Source organism: Nostoc sp. FACHB-892, from assembly GCF_014698795.1.
Lineage (GTDB): Bacteria > Cyanobacteriota > Cyanobacteriia > Cyanobacteriales > Nostocaceae > Nostoc.
In genome coordinates, this window is sequence record NZ_JACJTR010000001.1 from 167342 (window position 1) to 187135 (window position 19794).

At 40.9% G+C, this 19794-nt stretch carries 21 protein-coding genes and 1 pseudogene; 14 read left to right on the forward strand and 8 right to left on the reverse strand.

Annotated features, from left to right (window positions below; all coding sequences use genetic code 11):
* Window positions 1-26: 26 nt before the first annotated feature.
* Window positions 27-311, reverse strand: coding sequence for a hypothetical protein (locus H6G96_RS00690; RefSeq protein WP_190909460.1), 285 nt, complete (start codon window positions 309-311; stop codon window positions 27-29).
* Between the two features lie 61 nt (window positions 312-372).
* Here H6G96_RS00690 and H6G96_RS00695 point away from each other — a divergent pair, with 61 nt between their 5' ends.
* The 4 genes from H6G96_RS00695 (at window position 373) to mtnA (ending at window position 5477) form a co-directional block, all read left to right on the forward strand.
* A complete protein-coding gene (locus H6G96_RS00695) occupies window positions 373-867 on the forward strand; it encodes a GNAT family N-acetyltransferase (protein WP_190909461.1) in 495 nt (164 codons plus the stop codon).
* 319 nt (window positions 868-1186) lie between these two features.
* A complete protein-coding gene (gene petJ, locus H6G96_RS00700) occupies window positions 1187-1522 on the forward strand; it encodes a cytochrome c6 PetJ (RefSeq protein ID WP_190909943.1) in 336 nt (111 codons plus the stop codon).
* 749 nt (window positions 1523-2271) lie between these two features.
* Window positions 2272-4281, forward strand: a complete 2010-nt coding sequence (locus H6G96_RS00705) for a cation:proton antiporter (RefSeq protein ID WP_190909462.1) — start codon at window positions 2272-2274, stop codon at window positions 4279-4281.
* Window positions 4282-4397: 116 nt separating this feature from the next.
* Complete coding sequence (gene mtnA / locus H6G96_RS00710; protein WP_190909463.1) at window positions 4398-5477, forward strand: S-methyl-5-thioribose-1-phosphate isomerase; 1080 nt, start codon at window positions 4398-4400, stop codon at window positions 5475-5477.
* Between the two features lie 782 nt (window positions 5478-6259).
* Here the strand turns inward: mtnA and H6G96_RS00715 are convergent.
* A complete protein-coding gene (locus H6G96_RS00715) occupies window positions 6260-7681 on the reverse strand; it encodes an NADP-dependent isocitrate dehydrogenase (RefSeq protein WP_190909464.1) in 1422 nt (473 codons plus the stop codon).
* A gap of 273 nt (window positions 7682-7954) precedes the next feature.
* On the opposite strand from H6G96_RS00715, the gene H6G96_RS00720 reads away from it, so the two are divergent.
* From H6G96_RS00720 to H6G96_RS00745, 6 genes are all read left to right on the forward strand, one after another.
* Window positions 7955-8683 carry a GUN4 domain-containing protein gene (locus H6G96_RS00720; RefSeq protein ID WP_190909465.1) on the forward strand — a complete coding sequence of 243 codons (729 nt, stop codon included), beginning with the start codon at window positions 7955-7957 and terminating at the stop codon, window positions 8681-8683.
* Between the two features lie 25 nt (window positions 8684-8708).
* The gene (locus tag H6G96_RS00725) at window positions 8709-8927 is read left to right on the forward strand and encodes a type II toxin-antitoxin system HicB family antitoxin (protein WP_190909466.1); all 219 of its coding nucleotides are present in this window, start codon (window positions 8709-8711) and stop codon (window positions 8925-8927) included.
* Between the two features lie 7 nt (window positions 8928-8934).
* A complete protein-coding gene (locus H6G96_RS00730; protein ID WP_190909467.1) occupies window positions 8935-9207 on the forward strand; it encodes a BrnT family toxin in 273 nt (90 codons plus the stop codon).
* Between the two features lie 7 nt (window positions 9208-9214).
* Window positions 9215-9460: a hypothetical protein gene (locus tag H6G96_RS00735; protein ID WP_190729502.1), complete on the forward strand. Its 246-nt coding sequence runs from the start codon at window positions 9215-9217 to the stop codon at window positions 9458-9460.
* 51 nt (window positions 9461-9511) lie between these two features.
* Window positions 9512-10660, forward strand: a complete 1149-nt coding sequence (locus tag H6G96_RS00740; protein WP_190909468.1) for an ABC transporter ATP-binding protein — start codon at window positions 9512-9514, stop codon at window positions 10658-10660.
* A gap of 122 nt (window positions 10661-10782) precedes the next feature.
* A complete protein-coding gene (locus tag H6G96_RS00745; protein ID WP_199339333.1) occupies window positions 10783-11550 on the forward strand; it encodes a superoxide dismutase in 768 nt (255 codons plus the stop codon).
* A 98-nt stretch (window positions 11551-11648) separates the two neighbouring features.
* Here H6G96_RS00745 and rsmG read toward each other — a convergent pair whose 3' ends face one another.
* Complete coding sequence (gene rsmG / locus H6G96_RS00750) at window positions 11649-12383, reverse strand: 16S rRNA (guanine(527)-N(7))-methyltransferase RsmG (RefSeq protein WP_190909469.1); 735 nt, start codon at window positions 12381-12383, stop codon at window positions 11649-11651.
* A gap of 95 nt (window positions 12384-12478) precedes the next feature.
* A complete protein-coding gene (locus H6G96_RS00755) occupies window positions 12479-13153 on the reverse strand; it encodes an energy-coupling factor ABC transporter ATP-binding protein (protein WP_190909470.1) in 675 nt (224 codons plus the stop codon).
* A 317-nt stretch (window positions 13154-13470) separates the two neighbouring features.
* Here H6G96_RS00755 and H6G96_RS00760 point away from each other — a divergent pair, with 317 nt between their 5' ends.
* The 3 genes from H6G96_RS00760 to H6G96_RS00770 all read left to right on the forward strand — a co-directional run bounded on the left by H6G96_RS00760 (window position 13471) and on the right by H6G96_RS00770 (window position 15398).
* On the forward strand, window positions 13471-14424 hold the full coding sequence (locus tag H6G96_RS00760; RefSeq protein WP_190909471.1) for a Sll0314/Alr1548 family TPR repeat-containing protein: 954 nt from the start codon (window positions 13471-13473) through the stop codon (window positions 14422-14424).
* A gap of 81 nt (window positions 14425-14505) precedes the next feature.
* The gene (locus H6G96_RS00765) at window positions 14506-14958 is read left to right on the forward strand and encodes a DUF3531 family protein (protein WP_190909472.1); all 453 of its coding nucleotides are present in this window, start codon (window positions 14506-14508) and stop codon (window positions 14956-14958) included.
* Window positions 14959-14966: 8 nt separating this feature from the next.
* A complete protein-coding gene (locus H6G96_RS00770) occupies window positions 14967-15398 on the forward strand; it encodes an NUDIX domain-containing protein (protein ID WP_190909473.1) in 432 nt (143 codons plus the stop codon).
* A 63-nt stretch (window positions 15399-15461) separates the two neighbouring features.
* Here the strand turns inward: H6G96_RS00770 and H6G96_RS41040 are convergent.
* The 4 genes and pseudogenes from H6G96_RS41040 to H6G96_RS00790 all read right to left on the reverse strand — a co-directional run bounded on the left by H6G96_RS41040 (window position 15462) and on the right by H6G96_RS00790 (window position 16820).
* Window positions 15462-15701, reverse strand: a pseudogene (locus H6G96_RS41040) (hypothetical protein).
* Between the two features lie 360 nt (window positions 15702-16061).
* Window positions 16062-16274 (reverse strand): hypothetical protein, encoded by a 213-nt coding sequence (locus tag H6G96_RS00780; RefSeq protein ID WP_190909475.1) that lies wholly within the window; start codon window positions 16272-16274, stop codon window positions 16062-16064.
* A 46-nt stretch (window positions 16275-16320) separates the two neighbouring features.
* Entirely contained in the window at window positions 16321-16458 is a 138-nt protein-coding gene (locus H6G96_RS00785) for a hypothetical protein (protein WP_190909476.1), read from the reverse strand.
* A 50-nt stretch (window positions 16459-16508) separates the two neighbouring features.
* A complete protein-coding gene (locus H6G96_RS00790) occupies window positions 16509-16820 on the reverse strand; it encodes a TRCF domain-containing protein (RefSeq protein WP_347242165.1) in 312 nt (103 codons plus the stop codon).
* A 1140-nt stretch (window positions 16821-17960) separates the two neighbouring features.
* On the opposite strand from H6G96_RS00790, the gene H6G96_RS00795 reads away from it, so the two are divergent.
* Complete coding sequence (locus tag H6G96_RS00795; protein ID WP_190909477.1) at window positions 17961-19769, forward strand: right-handed parallel beta-helix repeat-containing protein; 1809 nt, start codon at window positions 17961-17963, stop codon at window positions 19767-19769.
* Window positions 19770-19794 lie beyond the last annotated feature (25 nt).

Genomic DNA, 19794 nt, shown 5'->3' on the forward strand with positions numbered 1-19794 from the left:
TCTCCCATTAATCCTAAAGGGAGAGGCTAGCAGCTGCTGTAGGATGCCCAAAGGGCTGTAAAGAGAAGGCTATAAGCTGCACTATCTATTATTGCAACTGGCGTTGTATTATAGGCATTTGTCATAGCACAACTAAAATTTAGGATAGTGCTATACTCTTGGCAATAATACACCTTACAAAACTTGCTCTTTATTAAATCTACATTCTTAACCGATTTAAAGAGCTTGTATCTGCATATTTCTTGAGCTTCACCTATTGCAAATTGCAAAACCGGATGTTTGGTAGCTTTTTTTAGCTTTTCTTTAGTCATTACTCAAAAAATTGCCCAGTTACCTATAGACTATGGACTATGAACTATAGACTATAGACTAATGACTTCGCGTAGCAATTTGATTGTGCGTTTTGCTGAACCAACTGATCACAGCGTACTATTTAAATTAATTCAGGGGCTGGCTGAGTATGAAAAATTATCTCACGCTGTTACTGGCAATGCCCTCGAACTTAAGGAACATTTATTTGGTTCGCACAAATATATAGAAGCAATTTTAGCAGAATCTGCGGGTCAAGCTGTTGGTTTTGCCCTGTTTTTCCATAATTATTCAACATTTTTGACCAAGCCAGGAATTTATCTGGAAGACTTATTTGTTTTACCAGAATATCGCAGGCAAGGTGTTGGAAAGGCTCTCTTAAGTAGAGTAGCCCAGATAGCCGTAGAACGTGATTGTGGGCGGTTAGAGTGGAGTGTCTTGGATTGGAATGAATCAGCCCAAGAATTCTACCGTAGTATGGGAGCATCTATATTAGATGATTGGCGGATTTGTCGTGTTACAGAAGATGCGCTTACTCAGTTAGGGGCTGTCAACTAAAGAACAAAGGATGAATATAAAGGATGAAGCAGGACAATTTTCATCTTGAATATTTCATCCTTCAATGCCTATTATTTATTGGTTATAAAGTATTAAATTTTCTATAAATTTGCACTTTTATTATTAGTGTAGATACAAAGCAGCTTCTGGACATATATGACTCTGTGCTAATAAACCTAAATCTAAAACCCCGAATATTTAAAATCCAAAAACTTGATAGCAAAGTTTGACAGCTTGTCATTTGACTATAGCAGCGCCTCAACTGACAATTATGAAGAATATTGCAGCGAATAAGCCGTTATTGCAGGGAGAAGATGAAATGAAAAAAATTATTACAGTGATGCTGTTAGGCATAGCAATCTTCACCTTTGTCTTCAGTAGTCCAGCTTTGGCAGGAGATGCTGTTAGTGGAGCTAAAGTATTTAGTGCTAATTGTGCCTCTTGTCATGCGGGAGGTAAAAATCTGGTTCAAGCTCCGAAGAATCTGAAGAAGGACGCTTTAGAAAAGTATGGTATGTATTCAGAGGAAGCGATTATCGCTCAAGTTACAAAAGGTAAAAATGCTATGCCTGCTTTTGGCAGTCGTTTAAAACCTAACCAGATTGAAGATGTAACTGCTTATGTGCTTTCACAAGCAGATAATGACTGGAAGTAGACTAAAATCTAACTTCAATAATTAACAATTTGCGGGGCTTTTTGTCCCGCAAATTTTAGGGTTCCAAAATTTTTAAATAGGATGCTTATACAAATTTTGGATTTTGGATTGTAGTACACCTGTAAGGGCACGGCACTGCCGTGCCCCTACACCTTGCAATAATATAATTTTGTACTGCATCTGAATGGGAACCGCTATAAGAGTCTTCACAAAAAGACTCCTCTAAAAACATCAAACAATAATACCTACCCTAATTTGGTATTATGAATAATTTCTGGCGATTATTTATTAATCTAATTATTGCTTTACCTCTTGCTTTTCTAACTCCTGTAAACCTCACACTGCATAAAAAAAGCCTGTGTTGGCAAGCTTCTTGAAAAGATTTTGAGAGAGCGATCGCACTGTTATTTGTCTAGAATGGCTCTTAGCTCCAGTTGACAAGCATGAGCATTGCTATGCCCCTACTACGTGGTCTATTTACGTGAAAAAAGTAGGCAAACTTCTAACATAGCATACTAGCTAATTTCCTCTACAGAGTGGATTGCAGATAACCAAGAAGCGGTATAGAGTTAAGTCGCCAGTATTTTCCACCATTGAATTAGAAATGTTTATGCTGATTATGCAACATGGCTACATAAAACAATAGTCCATTAAATCTCTAGGTAAAAATCTGAAAGCGCCTATACTGGGCTTTGCCCTACTAAAGCTAACAGATGGAATTAAATGTTAACGCAACTCTAGGGCAGAGTATGACTAATCTTTTGCTAGCTTCCATATTATCTACACCGATTAAAGACCCCGTAGCAGTTTTCCTGATGATTTTGGGGATTATGCTAATTGCACCCCTGCTATTTGAGAGAATCCGACTACCAGGTATTGTGGGATTAATTCTGGCGGGGGTCATAGTTGGCCCTAATGGACTGGGATTATTGGCACGAGATAACACGATTGTGCTTTTGGGCACGGTCGGTTTGCTGTTTCTCATGTTCATGGCAGGACTGGAAACTAGCTTAGATGACCTGAAATCTAATGCTGGTAAGGCAGCCATATTTGGACTATCTACCTTTGGCGTGCCGATGGCATTAGGTACTGTAGCCATGATGGCCATTGGCTATGGTGTATTACCTGCCATTCTAGTCGCTTCTTGTTTTGCCTCCCATACGCTACTAGCACTACCAATTGTCAGTAAATTGGGAATTATGCGCTCTCAAACATTGACTACCACACTCGGAGGCACATTAATCACCAATGTTTTGGCACTTTTGGTGTTAGCGGTGGTAGTGAGAGCGCATCAAGGCAGTTTAAGCCTACAGTTTTGGTTATTCTTGATTCCTTCACTGATTATCTACACATTTCTAACGCTGTGGGGACTACCTCGTATCGGTCGCTGGTTCTTTCAGCGATTTGGACATGATGAAGGAGCAGAGTTTACCTTTGTCCTAGCTACCCTGTTTATAGTTTCCTATGGGGCACAATTAATCCAAATTGAGCCAATTATTGGCGCTTTTTTAGCTGGAGTTGCTATTACCCAGCTAATTCCGCAACTTAGCCCTCTGATGAATCGGATTCAATTTATTGGGAATACGTTGTTTATACCCTTTTTCTTGATTTCTGTAGGAATGTTGGTTAATCCCTTGATTCTGATTCAAGAACCGCGATCGCTTCTAGTATCAGCTGTCATGGTAACTGTTGCCATTATTGCTAAGTTCATTCCTGCATGGGGTTCGGGCAAGTTATTCGGATTTAACTTTGACAATATTATGTTGATGTTTGGGCTATCAGTAGCTCAGGCAGCTTCCACTCTGGCTGCAATCACCGTTGCTTACAAAATCGAGTTGGTCGATCAGTTAACAGTGAATGGGACGATCGCTATGATTTTAGTTACCTGCATTGCTTCTCCTTGGGTAACAGATCGGTGGGGAAGAAAAATCAAACCAGGAGAGGTGAGTATTCAAAGTCATCAGGTAGGAAGTCTAGGTGATCGCGTTTTAGTACCAGTTGCTAACCCCAGCACTGAAGATAACCTGCTCAATTTGGCAATACTCTTAGCAAAATCAGCGACAGGTACTTTATTGCCACTGCACATTTTAATTGAACAAAATTCCCCTATTCCTCCAGAAGACAAAGCCAGACAAAGCCAATTACTGTCAACCGCAGAAATGATTGCCCATGCTGCGGTCGTCAATGTTACTCCCATTGGTCGAATTGATGAATCAATTGATAAAGGAATTGCTCGTGTAGCAGAAGAAAAGCAGGCCAGCGTGATTGTCTGCGGCTGGAAAGGGTACTCTACTTATCAAGAAAATCTCTTTGGCGGTGTCATTGACAAGATTGTAAATCGCAGTGCAGTGCCTGTTTTGGTAACTCGATTCCCATTGCCAATTGAGCATACAACACGAGTTTTTCTAGCTTTCACCAGCCAACAAACTTATGCTAGTTCTTTTAAAGAGAGTATTCAATTAGCTAAAAGTCTGGCAACAGAACTTAAAGCATCTCTACAACTTTTACAGGTTGTAACAGCACGGGGAGTACCTATCGATTTGAGTAATGCCGGATTGGCAGAAGATACACCAATTCAAAATGTGCGAGGCAATTTTGTGCAGCAAGTTTCTCGTTTACTAACAACCAACGATCTGGTAGTGTTAAACGGATCTGTTGAACAGAAAACTCAACTAGCTTCACTTTTAGGCCGGATACCAGAAGCGATCGCTCGCAATCATCCTGAAGTTGCCATGATTATTGCCTACTTTCCCAAATAGTCCCAAGATTAGGAAGAAGTAGGGGAAGAGGTGAGAATGTCCAATCCTCAATACCCAATATCTTCCTATGACTTTTAAATTTTAAATTTTTAATTTTGAATTCGGAGCAAAGCAACGTGACATCTTCTATAAACCAGGTTTATCCCGTTATTTGGCACAACGACTCAGTGTCACTAATTGACCAAACCCGCTTACCTAATGAATATACATTCATAGAAATTCACCGCAGTGAAGATATGGCGCGGGCAATTAAAACGATGATTGTTCGAGGTGCGCCAGCAATTGGTGTAGCTGCGGCCTATGGAATGTATCTTGGTGCAAGGGAAATTGAGACTAATGATCGCCACGAATTTTTGCAACACTTAGATAAAGTAGCCCAGTTGTTGCGTTCTACTCGTCCGACGGCGGTAAATTTATTTTGGGCAATTAGCCGGATGATGAAAGCCGCCTACGAAACACTGGGAACTGTAGAAGAAATCAAGGAAACCCTTTTCCAAACAGCCCAAGCAATCAACGTTGAAGATTTGCAAACTTGTCAAGCGATCGGCGATCATGGTTTGGCAGTTTTACCCAATACTCCAGAAAAGCTGACGCTGCTTACTCACTGCAATGCTGGGGCATTAGCTACGGCTGGTTATGGCACAGCTTTGGGTGTTGTGCGTTCCGCTTGGAGAGAAGGACGTTTAGAACGTTTATTTGCCGATGAAACTCGTCCCCGCTTACAAGGGGCAAAACTCACCACTTGGGAATGTGTGCAAGAAGGTATTCCAGTTACATTAATTACTGATAATATGGCAGCCCATTGCATGAAACAGGGTTTAATTCATGCTGTGGTTGTGGGTGCTGATCGCATTGCTGCTAATGGTGACACTGCCAATAAAATTGGTACATATAGTGTAGCGATCGCAGCTAAAGCCCATAATATACCCTTCTTTGTAGCTGCGCCCCTTTCCACCGTTGATTTTGAATTGTCTGATGGCAGCCAAATTCCTATTGAGGAACGCGATCCAACAGAAATCTATCAAGTTGGTGATACCATTCTCACTCCTGCGGGTGTAGATTTTTACAACCCAGCTTTTGATGTGACTCCGGCTGAGTTGATTACAGCGATCATTACAGAAAATGGAGCGATCGCACCTCATGAATTAGCAAAATCACAGTTAAAGAAATTACCAATTGGGTTAAATCCGAATTAATGGAGAACTTGCGCCGAGTTCTCGATAACTCTAAATCCGAATAACGGAAACTTTATAGGGGATTGCCTCAAACAAATCTCCGACTTTTTAGAAAAGCCGGGGACTTTGTTTTTTGACTACTTTAAAATTTGACGGATCAAAATTTATCAGCAATTTTTTCAATAATTTTATCTAAACTTCATATTTTGACTAAATTCAATAAGTAAAATCCGCAATTACTTTCTCAAAATAAGCTTTTGCTTTCTCAAACCCCAGTTTGCTTTCTCATTTTGGTGTTTTCCGCAAGTAAAATAAGCTTTTGCTTTCTCAAACCCCAGTTTGCTTTCTCATTTTGGTGTTTTCCGCAAGTAAAAGGAGCTTTTGCTTTCTCAAAATGCCATTTAACTTACTCAAACCTCAGTTCGCTTTCTCATTTTGGTGTTTTTTGCAAATAAAATGCCATTTCGCTTTTTGAAAATGATTGATTTAGTAAAAATACTGACTTAGCAAATAGAAATTGTTAGAGTTTTATCAAAGTTATTTGGTCATTCGCTCAAAAAGCCTAGACAACGAACAAATAACAGCTAAAAGTTAAACTATAGCGGTTCTCAAACGGTGTACACAGAAGTCGTACCCCCCTTAATCTCCCCTTGTCAAAGCTACGGTATAGACACAAGTCTTTTAGAGTTGCGCTACAAACTTTTGATCCCCCAACCCCCCTTTTTTAGGGGGGCAAAAGCTCTCAAAGTCCCCCTTTTTAAGGGGAATTTAGGGGATCAATTGACTAATTAACCCTAATATAATTAACCAAAATGCTGAATAATTGCCTCGGCAAATTCAGAACATTTCAAGGGTTCAACAGGCGGTTCCAGCAACCGCGCTAAATCGTAGGTGACTTGACTACTCGCGATGGCATCGCTTAAACCTTTCTTAATTAGGTCTGCGGCTTCTTGCCAACCCATAAATTCCAACATCATCACACCAGACAAAATCACTGAACCAGGATTAATCCGATCTAAGCCGGCGTGTTTGGGTGCAGTGCCGTGGGTAGCTTCAAATATGGCACTAGAATCACCAATATTTGCCCCTGGCCCCATTCCCAAACCACCAACAATGGCAGCAGCAGCATCAGACAAATAATCGCCGTTCAAGTTCATCGTCGCCAAAATCGAATACTCATCCGGTCTGGTTTGGATTTGTTGAAAAATACTGTCAGCAATCCGGTCATTCACCAAAACTTTCTCTTTCCATTTACCATCGCCGTGGGTTGCCCAAATTGTGTTAAGAACAGTTTCAACTTCCTTGACAATTTGCGCTTTCTTCTCATCGGTGAGACTATCAAACCCAGGATCAATCTCGCGGGCGTTTTCTTCCAAGGAAATATTCGGATTTTTCTCCTTGTTACTCAAAATCCAAGATTCTCGTTCAGTGACAGTTTCTTGGCGGAATTCACTGGTTGCTAGTTCATAACCCCAATCACGGAAAGCCCCTTCGGTGTACTTCATGATGTTGCCCTTATGCACCAAGGTTACTTGTTGCTTATTTTTGGGCAATAACAAAGCGTGTTTGATGGCACGTCTAACTAGGCGCTGGGAACCAGTTTTACTGATGGGTTTGATGCCAATACCAGAATCAAGAGGAATACGTTTTTTCCCATGTTCTGGGGTGGCGGGGATCAGTTCTTCGTTGAGAATTTTAATTAAGCGATCGCCGATTTCGCTACCTTGTCGCCACTCAATGCCTAAATAAATATCTTCCGTATTTTCTCGATAAACAATTACATCCAGCTTTTCGGGATTTTTGTGGGGAGAGGGCGTACCCGCATAATAACGGCAAGGACGCACGCAAGCATACAAGTCAAAAATTTGCCTTAGCGCCACATTTAAAGAACGAATCCCTCCCCCAACAGGAGTAGTCAAAGGCCCTTTAATAGCTACACCATACTCTTCAATAGCCGTAAGAGTGTCCTGTGGTAAATACTGGTAAGTTCCATATAAATCGCAAGCTTCATCTCCAGCGTAAACCTTGAACCAGCTAATTTGACGTTGACCCTTATATGCTTTGGCTACCGCAGCATCAAGAACTTTTTGGGTAGCAGGCCAAATGTCGATACCTGTACCATCGCCACGAATAAAGGGGATAATTGGATTGTCCGGTACGATTGGTTCACCATTTTTGAAGGTGATTTTTGCTCCGGCTGTTGGGGGGGTAATCTTGTCGTACATCGTTTACACACTCCTAATCGATACGCTGCTAGTCAAAAAAACCTTATGTGGCAGGCTTGTATATTTTGCTATGTCTTTTGTTCCTAAGCCATAAGGCAAAGATTTTCCCCCTATTCTCCTTGTACATTATTTGGGGATTAAGTGTGGGATTCAGTGAAGCGATCGCAATTTTGTACGATCAAAAATAGTAAACTACTTTTCGCTATCAATGCTTCACCTAGGAGGAGCAACATAGCTTACCACTCTTTCACTGACCGCTAAAACGAGAATGGCATGACAGACCCAATGATTTTATCAGGCCCTGCTAATGACATCGACTCCCTCCGACGACCTTTAATCGCTGGGTCTGAAAAAGTCCAACAGCAGATAATCCCACAGTTAGCTGAGTTGGGTAATGAGGGATTAGACGTGTTGATGGAATTTTTACTGAAACGACGTGAGAACCCAGCAACTTGGATTGATGGCAAAGCTTACCAAGTCCTCTATAACTCTGATGCACCTCAAGCCAAAGAATTTCTGCGTTCTTGTTTTCCTGAGGGAATTGTACCTCTAAAATCAGAGTGCGGGATTAACTACAATTCTTTGCAACAGCTACTTGCTGCTCAAGACTTCCAAGCAGCTGATCGCGTCACCATCGAAAAAATGTGTGAACTATCAGGGCCAACGGCTGTACAACGAAAATGGTTGTACTTTACTGAGGTAGAAAATATCTCGGTTGTTGACTTACAAACTATTAACAACCTCTGGTTAATCCACTCTGAAGGTAAATTTGGCTTTTCAGTGCAGCGAGAAATCTGGTTAAGTTTGGGTAAAAATTGGGAAAATTTCTGGCCGAAAATTGGCTGGAAAGAAGGTAATAACTGGACGCGATACCCTAACAGCTTTACCTGGGATTTGAGTGCGCCTAGAGGTCACTTACCCCTTTCTAATCAACTTCGCGGAGTAAGAGTATTTGCTTCTTTACTCTCTCACCCTGCTTGGTTGAAGAATCCAGAGAAATGATTTTGAGCCTACGTACAAATAGATTATGATAAATCCCACCAAGCGAGAATTCTACGTCATCATTGAACAAGATGAAGATGGCTACTATGTCGGAGAAATCCCTCAGTTAAAAGCTTGTTACAGTCAGGGAGAAACAATTGATGAGTTGATGGCTAATATGAAAAAAGTAATTGAACTTTGTTTAGAAACAAAAAGTGATGAAGAAATACCAGAATTTATAGGTATTCAAAAGGTAGAGATTTAATAATTTCATGAAGTTTGAGTGGGACGAGAACAAAGCGGCAATAAATCTTTTAAAACATCAGGTTTCCTTTGAAGAAGCCAAAACTGTTTTCGACGATCCGCTCTATGTTGACTTCTATGATCCAGACCACTCTGATGATGAGGAGCGTTACCTTATTATTGGAGAGTCAAATCGGGGACGCTTACTAATCATGTCCTATACAGAGAGAGGAAATTCGATTCGTCTCATTAGTGCAAGAGAAGTAACACGATCCGAGCGAGAAGCATATAAAGAAGGGTAAACCAGAAATGGAAGACGATCTGCGATCAGAGTATGACTTGAAGAGTCTAAGGGTCAGAAAGTTCGGCCCTGAACGAAAGAGCTTTGGTAAGACAACAATCCGTTTAGAACCTGATGTTGCAGAGGTTTTTCCTAATGCCGATGCTGTCAATGAAGCTCTAAGATTTCTGATTAGAGTTGTGCAGGACAATCAAGTTTCTGCACTTGCAAAGCAGCCTCACAGTTCCTCAGAGGGGGCGGATAAAACCTCCTAGTAGTGAGTTGGAAGTGCCGCAGATCCCAAACTGAAAATACCAAATTTGATAATGGCAAACGTTCGTCTAGAAGAAATTAAACGTAGGTTTAATAACGTCACCGCTATTGAGGATATTACCTTTGAAATTCCTGATGGAGAATTTTGGGTTTTAGTTGGGCCATCGGGTTGTGGTAAGTCTACAATCTTGCGAACGATCGCGGGTTTAGAAACCGCTACATCTGGCAAACTCTATATTGGCGATCGCTTGGTGAATAATATCCCAGCCAGACAAAGAGATGTGGCGATGGTATTCCAAAACTACGCTCTCTATCCTCACATGAGCGTGGCGGAAAACATCGGCTTTGGGTTGCAAATGCGGAAGGTTGACCGGAAAATTATTCAAGAACGAGTGATGAATGTGGCGCGATCACTTTCTCTGGATCACCTGCTAGATCGTAAACCTAAACAACTTTCTGGGGGACAGCAACAACGAGTAGCATTAGGAAGAGCGATCGCTCGTGAACCCCAAGTGTTTTTACTTGATGAACCTTTATCTAATTTAGATGCCCAATTGCGCGATGATACAAGGGCAGAGTTGAAACAGTTACATCAAGAATTAGGCATTACCACAATTTACGTCACCCACGATCAAGTTGAAGCGATGACTTTGGCTGATAAAATTGTTGTGCTAAATCGCGGACGGATTCAGCAAATTGGCGATCCCCAAACTATTTATGCAAGTCCTAATAATCAGATGGTGGCAACTTTTTTAGGCAGTCCACCAATGAATATTTTGCCTGCAATCTATGAAAATAATGGTTTTGATGTGAGTGGGCAATTATTAACGATTCCGGCAGTTGTGAAGAAATTACAGTTGCGTCATGGACACAGTTATGATTTGGGGATTCGTCCAGAGCATATTTTTATCAACGAACCGCCCTCCGGGTTCACAGTCGCCTACGGCGAGAAACCCTCCTACAGCGCTGATTCACCAAGTCGCCAAGAAGGTAATGAGAGTCAGTTGATTGTAGAAGTTAAGGTGGTAGAACCTTTGGGAAGGGAAACTTTGATTCGTGCTGGCTTACCTGGTTCGGCGGTGGTATTGAATATTCAGGTGGGTGCGGATGTGCGTCCGCGTCCAGGCGATCGCCTTTCTCTACAACTTGATTTAAATCACTTGTTTGTATTTGATCCTAAAACTGGGGATAGGATTTTATAAATAGTTTCTGAAACTGCCAGAATAAACTCCCAAAATAATTGCAATTCACAATTTTTTGTAGTCAAAATCTAAGAAAATAAAAACTGCAATAGAGATTTAATGGATTCGCTGCAAAAAAATATATGACTATTAATCGCCGCAATTTCTTGTTTTTACTCACATCAGGTGCGGGTGCTTTTGTATTAGATGCTTGTGCATTGGCAGAGAAATCTCCTCAGGGAAACACTGCAATTCCTGAAACAACAGCAAATACAACAGCAAATAAAACAGGTGCGATCCAACTACCCCCTTTACCTTACGCCTACGAAGCACTAGAACCGCACATTGATGCCAAAACGATGCAATTTCACCACGATAAACACCACGCGACTTATGTGAAAAATCTAAATGCAGCCTTAGACAAACACCCAAAACTCAAAGGCAAAACTATTGAAGAACTGTTACAGAAACTTGACAGTGTACCACAAGATATTCGCAAAACAGTAGTTAATAATGGCGGTGGTCATGTGAACCACTCAATGTTCTGGACTATTATGAAGCCGAAAGGTGGGGGAGAACCAACAGGAAATATAGCCTCCGCAATTAATCAAAACTTTGGCAGTTTTGCAGCGTTCAAAAAGCAGTTTAACGAAGCTGGTGCTGGTCGTTTTGGTAGTGGTTGGGTTTGGCTAGTACGTAACAAAGGTGGCAAGTTGGAAGTGACAACTACAGCTAACCAAGATAATCCCTTAAGTGAAGGCAAATATCCCATTATGGGTAATGACGTATGGGAACACGCATATTATCTCAATTACCAAAATCGCCGCGCAGATTATTTAGATGCTTGGTGGAACGTGATTAATTGGGATGAGATTAATAAGCGGTTTGCAGCAGCAAGTAAATTAGCTTAAGCATTAGGATTAAGGGAAGAGATAGAAAAATAAAAAATTTATCTTCCACCCCTGTCAAAGTAATTCGTAATAATTACGAATTACGAATTACGAACTAGTTAAAGAGGCTTTTGAGTAGGTATACCAATAGCACGAGGAAACTGAACTGGTGTGATGGCTACCTTACGCAAATACACACAGTGCCGGATGCTGTGAGTTAGGGGTGTTGTAAATTGTTCGATTGATTCAATAATGCCACCTAACTGGTTCACAGCATTTTGCAAAGCTGTTGTTTCATCTTCTGTCCAATTACCGCGATAAATTATGGCTAAACCTCCCTGTTTGAGCAGTGGTAGGGTATATTCTGCACAGACAGAGGCTGCACCTACAGCGCGGATCAATGCAATATCGTAAGCTAGTCGATGCTGGGGGTGCTGACCGATTTCTTCAGCTCTACCAACAAGAGTTTTGGCATTAATAAGAGCAAGTTCAGCTAGTATATTGTCGAGAAAAGCGATTTTTTTCCGAGTGGAATCGAGAAGGGTAATTGTGCAATTAGGTACAGTAATTGTCACTGGAACACCCGGAAAACCTGCACCTGTACCAATATCGATTAGAGCAGGGGAAGTAGGGGACAAACTTGCTGATAACAGGGGTGCAATTCCTCGCAGAGAATCCCAGAGATGTTTTTCCCAAAACTCTTGGGGATCAGTGATGCGAGTTAAATTTAGTTGACGGTTACCTTTTAGGATTAACTCATAAAGCCTTTGGAATTGTGCTTGCTGTTGAACAGTTGGTTGCCAATTCAGAGTTTGCTGCCATATTTCTGCCATTTCAGGCAATAAGTTTGTCATTAGTCATTTGTCATTAGTCATTTGTCATTAGGTATGAGATATGGGGCATAGTTTTTCTCTTTGTCCCCTTGTCCCCTTGTCCCCCTGCTCTCTTCTCACACCGTTGGTAGAGGTTCTTTAACTTTGGCTTCTAGTGTTTTTGGGTCTACTGATTGTAGTTCACCGTGGTTGAGTGTCCAGCAACGGTCTGCGATCGCTAACATATCCCCAGCATCGTGTGTCACTACTAACAGTGTCCAATCTTGTTTCAGTTTCGCTAATAAATTTACCAGTTGCCGACGCATTGACCAATCCAAACCAGCTGTGGGTTCATCCAATAACAGTAAATTTGGTTGGCGAATCAATTGCACTGCTAAAGCTAAACGTCGTTGCTGACCACCACTCAAAGCATGGGGAGCGGCAGAGAGCGATAAATGCTCTAATCCCACCTCACTCAGGGCTTGTCTGACTCGTTCTGACCCTAACTCAGGATGTCCTAAACGTAATTCCTCTAAAATCGAACCACCGCAAAAGTGCCGTTCTGGAAACTGAAATACCAATCCAGCTAATTGCTGTAACTGTTCGGCGATGAGTTGTTGTTCCCGCCAAAAGAGTGCGCCGGTAGTGGGTTCGGCTAGTCCCGACAAAATTTCTAGTAAGGTACTTTTTCCTGAGCCACTTGGACCAATAATCAGACCTAGCTGCTGGGGTGCTAATTCCAAGTTGATCGATTTGAGAATTGCTGTTGGGCAAGCTGTGGGGTGATAAATTATATCTCGGAGATAGAGCATTTGTTAAAATTACCAAAAAGTCAGCAAGTTACTGATTAGCTACACTGAGAGCATCTAAAAAATTCTGGAAAAATTTCTAGTGCATTACCTGCCTTAACACCTTAATTTAGCAGCAAGAACCATCCATGTTTTTCTCCATTGTGGCAGACTCACCTTAAACAATGGCTATGACCAGCCTGGGAACATGGAAAAATTACCGAAGTCAAACTTTATATAAAAAAATTCTGGTTGAAGCAGAGGCAAGTTAAAATTAACCATTTTTTGCATTCTAGGTAACACATACAACTATTTCAACCGCAAATATTCTGAGGGTTAAAATGATTAAAAGGTTTTCTTCGCCTCGATTAGTAGTGTCTGCTAAACTCACTACCCTTACTCAAACTACTTTCGCTGCGATCGCCTTTGGCGTTGCCCCTTGGGCAATCGCACTTAATCTGTGGATAAGCCCCTCCTTAGCTGGCGATCCATTCCGTAATAGCGAACCTCATCAAATTGGCGACCAAACAGAAGCCGCTTTTAAAGCGATTTTCCAACAGGGCAACTATCCAGCAGCAGAGCGTTATCTGGAACAAGCGATATCTAAGGAGCCAAATGAACCTTTAGCTTATGCCATGAAAGCATCTTTGGCATACGGAAATAAGGATTGGGCTAAACTAGACACCTACAGTCAGAAAACTCTAGAAACTGGACAAAAGCTGATTTCTAGCGATCCATTACGTGGTAATTTATACACTGCCGTTGGTCATTTTTTAGAAGGTGCAGTAATTCTCACCCGTGAGGGTACAGTCAACGGTGTGCCGCAAGCTTTTGGTCGGTTACGGCAAGTTTATGAGTATTTAGATAAAGCCGAAGCAATTTCTGCCAACGATCCAGAACTGAATTTAATCAAGGGTTATATGGATTTACTATTGGCGGTTAATTTGCCTTTTGCTAGTCCAGATCAGGCAATTGGACGCTTAGAAAAAAATGCTGCTCCTGGGTATCTTGTAGATCGGGGTATTGCTCTTGCTTACCGGGATTTAAAAAAATATCCACAGGCACTAGAATATGTCAACCGGGCGCTCAAAACCACATCAGATAATCCAGAAATTTATTATCTCAAAGCTCAAATCCTAAAAAACCTGGGGCAAAAAGAAAAAAGCCAGCAGATGATTCAAGAAGCGATCGCTAATTTTGACAAAGCATTGACTAAGAAATCTCAACTCCCAAGCGATTTAGTCAAACAAATTGAGCGTGAACGCAGCAATGCTGTTACCCTGAAGAATCCTTAGTCCCCATTTCTGATTCCCCACTCCCCACTCCCTACTTTGATATGCTTATTTGCAGAACAGTAATTGAGATACTAGACCAAAATGGAGATTCAGTTCCGCGAAATTAATCCTTTTGATATGTGGATTTGGCTGAAATTCAGCACAAATCCTTCTGCGCGTGAAAAGCAGTATGTAGAAGAAGTTTTCAATTCCTGGTTTTATCTAGGTAAATTGGGTGCATTTAATGCAGAGAATCTCCAGGTGCAGGACACTGGACTCGATATCAGCTACATGAATTATGATGAGCAAGGGTATGACAAAAGCTTGCTAGCACTGATGCACAATATCGGTGAGTTTGAATATGAGGGTCAGTGGGGACGTTGTTGGTTTGATTTAGGAACCAGTGATGCGATCGCCCTAGATATTTTAATCAACGCCCTCACCCAGCTAAGTCAGGAATATGTGACCATTGAACAATTGTACATCGGTGGGGAAAATCCAGATTGGCCTATTGAGGATAGCGAAAGTCGTCCTCACTCTATTTACGATAATTAGTTACAAAAATGAATAAAGCAGGCGAAATTCGGGTAATAGTCTTGGCGCTAATTCGGGATGGCGAACGCATATTTGTTTCTGAAGGCTACGATCCCGTAAAGCAAGAAACATTTTATCGTGCTTTAGGCGGTGGTGTTGATTTTGGCGAAACCAGTCGCGCCGCCTTAGAACGAGAGTTTCAAGAGGAAATTCAGGCAGACTTAACGAATATTAAATATCTAGGTTGTATAGAAAACCTATTTACATTTAATGGTAGGCAAGGTCATGAAATTATTCAGCTTTATCAATGTGACTTTGCTGATTCAAAATTTTATCAACTGGAAAGTTTAATTTTTTCTGAATCACCACATCATAAACATAGAGCTTTATGGATAGATATCTCTCGCTTAAAATCTGGGGAATTACGATTAGTACCTGAAGTCTTTTTTGAATATTTATAAAGAATATGGAAGTTTACTAAGATTACTTTGCTGTTAATTATGTTACTGCACTTAGCCACTAATCTAAGTTAATTCTGCTTTAGATTCCGCCACCCTTCTTGCACGGTATTCAGCGATTGCCTCGGCTGCAAATTTGGCAAGCATATCTGGAGAACGGGCAAAAGCTTCATCTCAAAGGTGTTCATCTTCTAGTTCTGCCAAAATCATCGCTGCGATGCCTGCGCCGGGCTACGCCTACGCATCTTGTTCATTGGCAGGCAAATTTTTGAGTTTGGCGATCACTTGTTCAAGTAGCTCTGTCATAGCTGTTAATCGTTACGAAAGCCATACTATAAATTATCTCTGCTTGCACTTTGTTGGGGTTGTTAGGGTGCGATCGCCACTTGGGCGTTTATGCCTGGACTTAACCTAAAAGAATACCGGACTATTAACACCAGTCCAATGGGCGGAACAAGGGGAGCTAGAGTGGCTAGTCAACCCTGAAGAATTATTAAAAGTCTACTCTGATGCGATAACGATTTTCACCATTTTTTAATTTGCCGACACCATCAGAGCGAGGATCAAGAGCTAATTGTTGAATTTTGCTTTATAACCTTTCCTGAATATCTACGGGTAACTTTTTGAGTTGTTTAGATGCACTTTTGGAAACTTATACTCGGTAGATCATGCAGTTTTTTGCTGATGTTCTGACCAAGTTAGAGTGCCATTTTCTACGATATCTTTTAATCCCTCTTCAAAATCTCTTTCGTCTGCCTCGTCTTCTTGTTTGCGGATTTTCAACAGTGATAAAATCTCTTGTAAGGTATCGTCATAAGCCAGTTCTAATTGTTCATTAATAACCTTGATTAACGCTTGTCTTTTAGTTGTAGTTTCCATGTTTCTACTTTTTTAACTGCTCGTCACTGTCTAGATTTTGAACATCTTATTTTACTCTAATATCACTCGCTTGAAGTACCAGTACTTTTAATACCTGACAACCAGTGAACAGCCAGAGAATGCTACATGGGCGACCACCACCTTGTTTGGGCTTAACTGTAATTCTTCTAAGTAAGTCTGGCATAGGTTTCCAGTTGATGACTAATCTTTTTATTCCAATCAAACAATAGCCACCTATGGAATCGCACCTTGCATTCTCCCGAAAGCATCAATCAAATTTTGCAACTGTTGATCTGCTTTAAAAACTTCTAACCCGCGCACCGTCACTTTACCAGGAGAATACACAAAGCGCGTCTTCAGATTGTCTGGTAAGTTCGCCGCCAACAAATTCCAAGCGGGTTCCTCCATTGCTGTTTCTAAAACAACGTGCTGCTTGTTTTCTGGTTTAATCCGGCTAAATCCGAGTTTTTTTGCTAGCTGTTTGAGTTCCATGACTCGCAAAAGTTGATTTGCAGGGACTGGTAAACTACCATAGCGATCGCTAATAGCATTTCACGAAAAAAATGATGAAGACAATTACCCTTACGAGGAAGCAAGCTCCACCTTGATCTCGTAAAGAAGGCATTGCTGACAAAAAATATTTACAGAAACTTCATCAAATCCTTGCACAAAGCGGTTTCATTCCCATATCACTCTGGAAATTAACAGGATTCCATCATCATACTTCCGTAATTTTTGATTTTTTTGTAAAAAAAGTACTAATTTCTGGGTATTTACTGATATCGATCACTATTTATAAAGGTTACTTTTAACTAAGTTCACAAAGCTCAGTGACATCGATTACAAGAGGTTCGACTAAGTTGTTACATTAGCCCCCTTAAATTAAAGGGTAAATCTACTAAAGTTTCAACCAATTCAATTTTGAACACTCTAACTTTAAGTTCTCAGTTCTCAGTGAGGGATGGATTTTACTATGCCGATTTGGCAACCTCCTGACCTAAGACAACCAAAAAAGTTTAAAGGAATTACTATGCTAATTTATTGCTTATCGTATCGAATATAGCAGATAGTAAAGCTGGTTTCCCAAGAACAGCGATGTCTACGAAGGGTTACGCCTACGCGACTGCTACAGATGAAAATACGAGTATTGAACTCCAGTTTTGGTAACCATAGAGTGTCGAAGAGGTTGTTTGAAAAGTGTTTCACTGTGAGTTTAGACACTTTCAGATCCCCCCTAGTCTTAAAAAAGGGGGAACCGGAATTAAAGCCCCCCTTTTTAAGGGGGGTTGGGGGGATCGATAACGTTTTGCTACCAACGAAAGGACTTTTAAAACATCCTCTAACAACAAACGCAGAGAAGACAGTAAATGTCTCCGGTTTTGCGCTGCCTTGTGTACGTGCAAATCGTCCGATCATCTTCAATAAAATACTGACGATTAACGGTATCGACATCCCTAGTTTAACCATCAACGATTAACAAAAAAATTTTAATTTGATAATAAAGTTTCTAAAAACGATGCGATTTAAAGTCGCGATCGCCACCGGAAAGGGCGGGTACGCCATCGGACAACTGCGACTATCTTGAAAAGTCCAGACAGATGACCAATCCAAATAACTACTTAACAACTTTCCTCAGTTGTTAAGAGCGTATTACCAAATCCTCTAACATAAATTCGGAGTAAAACAATGGCTGGCAAAACATACTACGTTTCTGGAACAGGTGATGATAAAAATGATGGCTTGAACGAGAAAGCCGCATTTCGCACCCTCCAAAAAGCCGCAGATTTGGTAGCCGCAGGTGATACCGTCTATGTGATGAATGGTAATTACACAAATATTTACGCTCATATCCTGAGTATTTCAGATAAGCATGGTAGCGCTAAGGAGCCGATCACATTTACTGCTTATCCTGGGCACAAACCTATTTTAGAAGCACAGAAAAACAATTGGAATGCAATCTCAGTTACAGGTTCTTCTTACGTAGTAATTGAAGGGCTAACCCTGGTGGGAGTACGAGATGAAATTACATTAAAATATGCGCTCCAGGAAAAAAATAATTTGAATAACCCAGCGACATCTGGAAACGGTATTAGCGTTACATACATTGATGGCGACCAAAAGCAGCGTTCACATCACATCACAATTAATAATAACAACGTTTCTAAGTTTCCAGGAGGTGGAATTACAACAATTGAAGCAGACTACATTACAGTAAAAAACAATGTTGTTTCTGGGAATGCTTGGTACTCACCTTTTGGAACCCAAGGAATTACAATGCTTAAGCTTTGGAACTCTGATGACAACGTCAAAGATTACAAAGTAATTATTCAAGGCAACACCTCTTTTGATAATAAAGAATTAGTTCCTTGGGCTGCAACAGGAAAAATAACAGAAGGTCATGGAATAATGTTTGATACTTCTTATATTGAAAAAGTTGCATACCACGGCAAAGCCTTAATCAGTAATAACTTAATTTACAACAATGGTGGCGCAGGTATTCAGATTTACAAAGGAGAAAATCCTATAGACATTGTTAATAATACAACTTACAAAAATTCACAAATCCTCTCAAGCGCAGAAATTTTCCTCAACAGTAGTAAAAATATTCGGGTTGATAACAATATTATGTATGCAACCGACGGAAAGTCCGCCACTTCTATTTCTCATTCTAGTAATACTTCATTTGACAACAACTTTGCTTACAACGGAGTTTTTAAAGGCACAGGCTCAGGAAATATTTTAGACAAAGACCCATTGTTTGTTGATGCAGCGAATGGTGACTTTAGGCTCAAATCTGGAAGTCCAGTGATTGATGCTGGTTCCAATGCTTTCAATAGCATCACTAACAATACTCCCCTAGATGGCGATGGCAACGGCAGTGTATTGATTGACATTGATGCAGATGAAGTTTCCACCAATAAGACTCCTGTCCCCGAAATTCAAGTTCTCAATAGCACTGACAGTTCTGAGTACTTAAAAGGGAATGCCCCAGCCAACAAGATTTATGAGTTTGAGGGTCAAGACACCATCGTAGGTAATCTAGGAAATGACCAACTTTGGGGAAGCAACGGAAACGATACTCTCTGGGGCAATGAAGGTGATGACCAACTCTATGGCGATAGCGGCAATGATCAGCTTTTGAGTGATAACGCTAATGATACGCTGTTTGGTGGTATCGGCGATGACCAACTATTAAAGGGCACAGGCAATGACTGGCTTGATGGGGGCAATGACGAAGATATACTTACAGGGGGTTCTGGCACCGACACCTTTGTATTGGCTTTAGGTGAGGGCACGGACACTATTACTAATTTTGAAGTGGGTAAGGACAAGTTTGCGTTGTCAGGAGGTCTTAAGTTTGGTCAATTGTTGATACAGCAACAAGGAAGTCAAGCCTTGGTTATGGATAGTTCTGACAATCAAGTGTTAGCGAAGTTGGATAATGTCACTGCAAGTATACTTTCGGCTCAACCTTCCTCTTTTATCACTATTTAGTTGTAGTTTTTCACTCTCCTCTCTA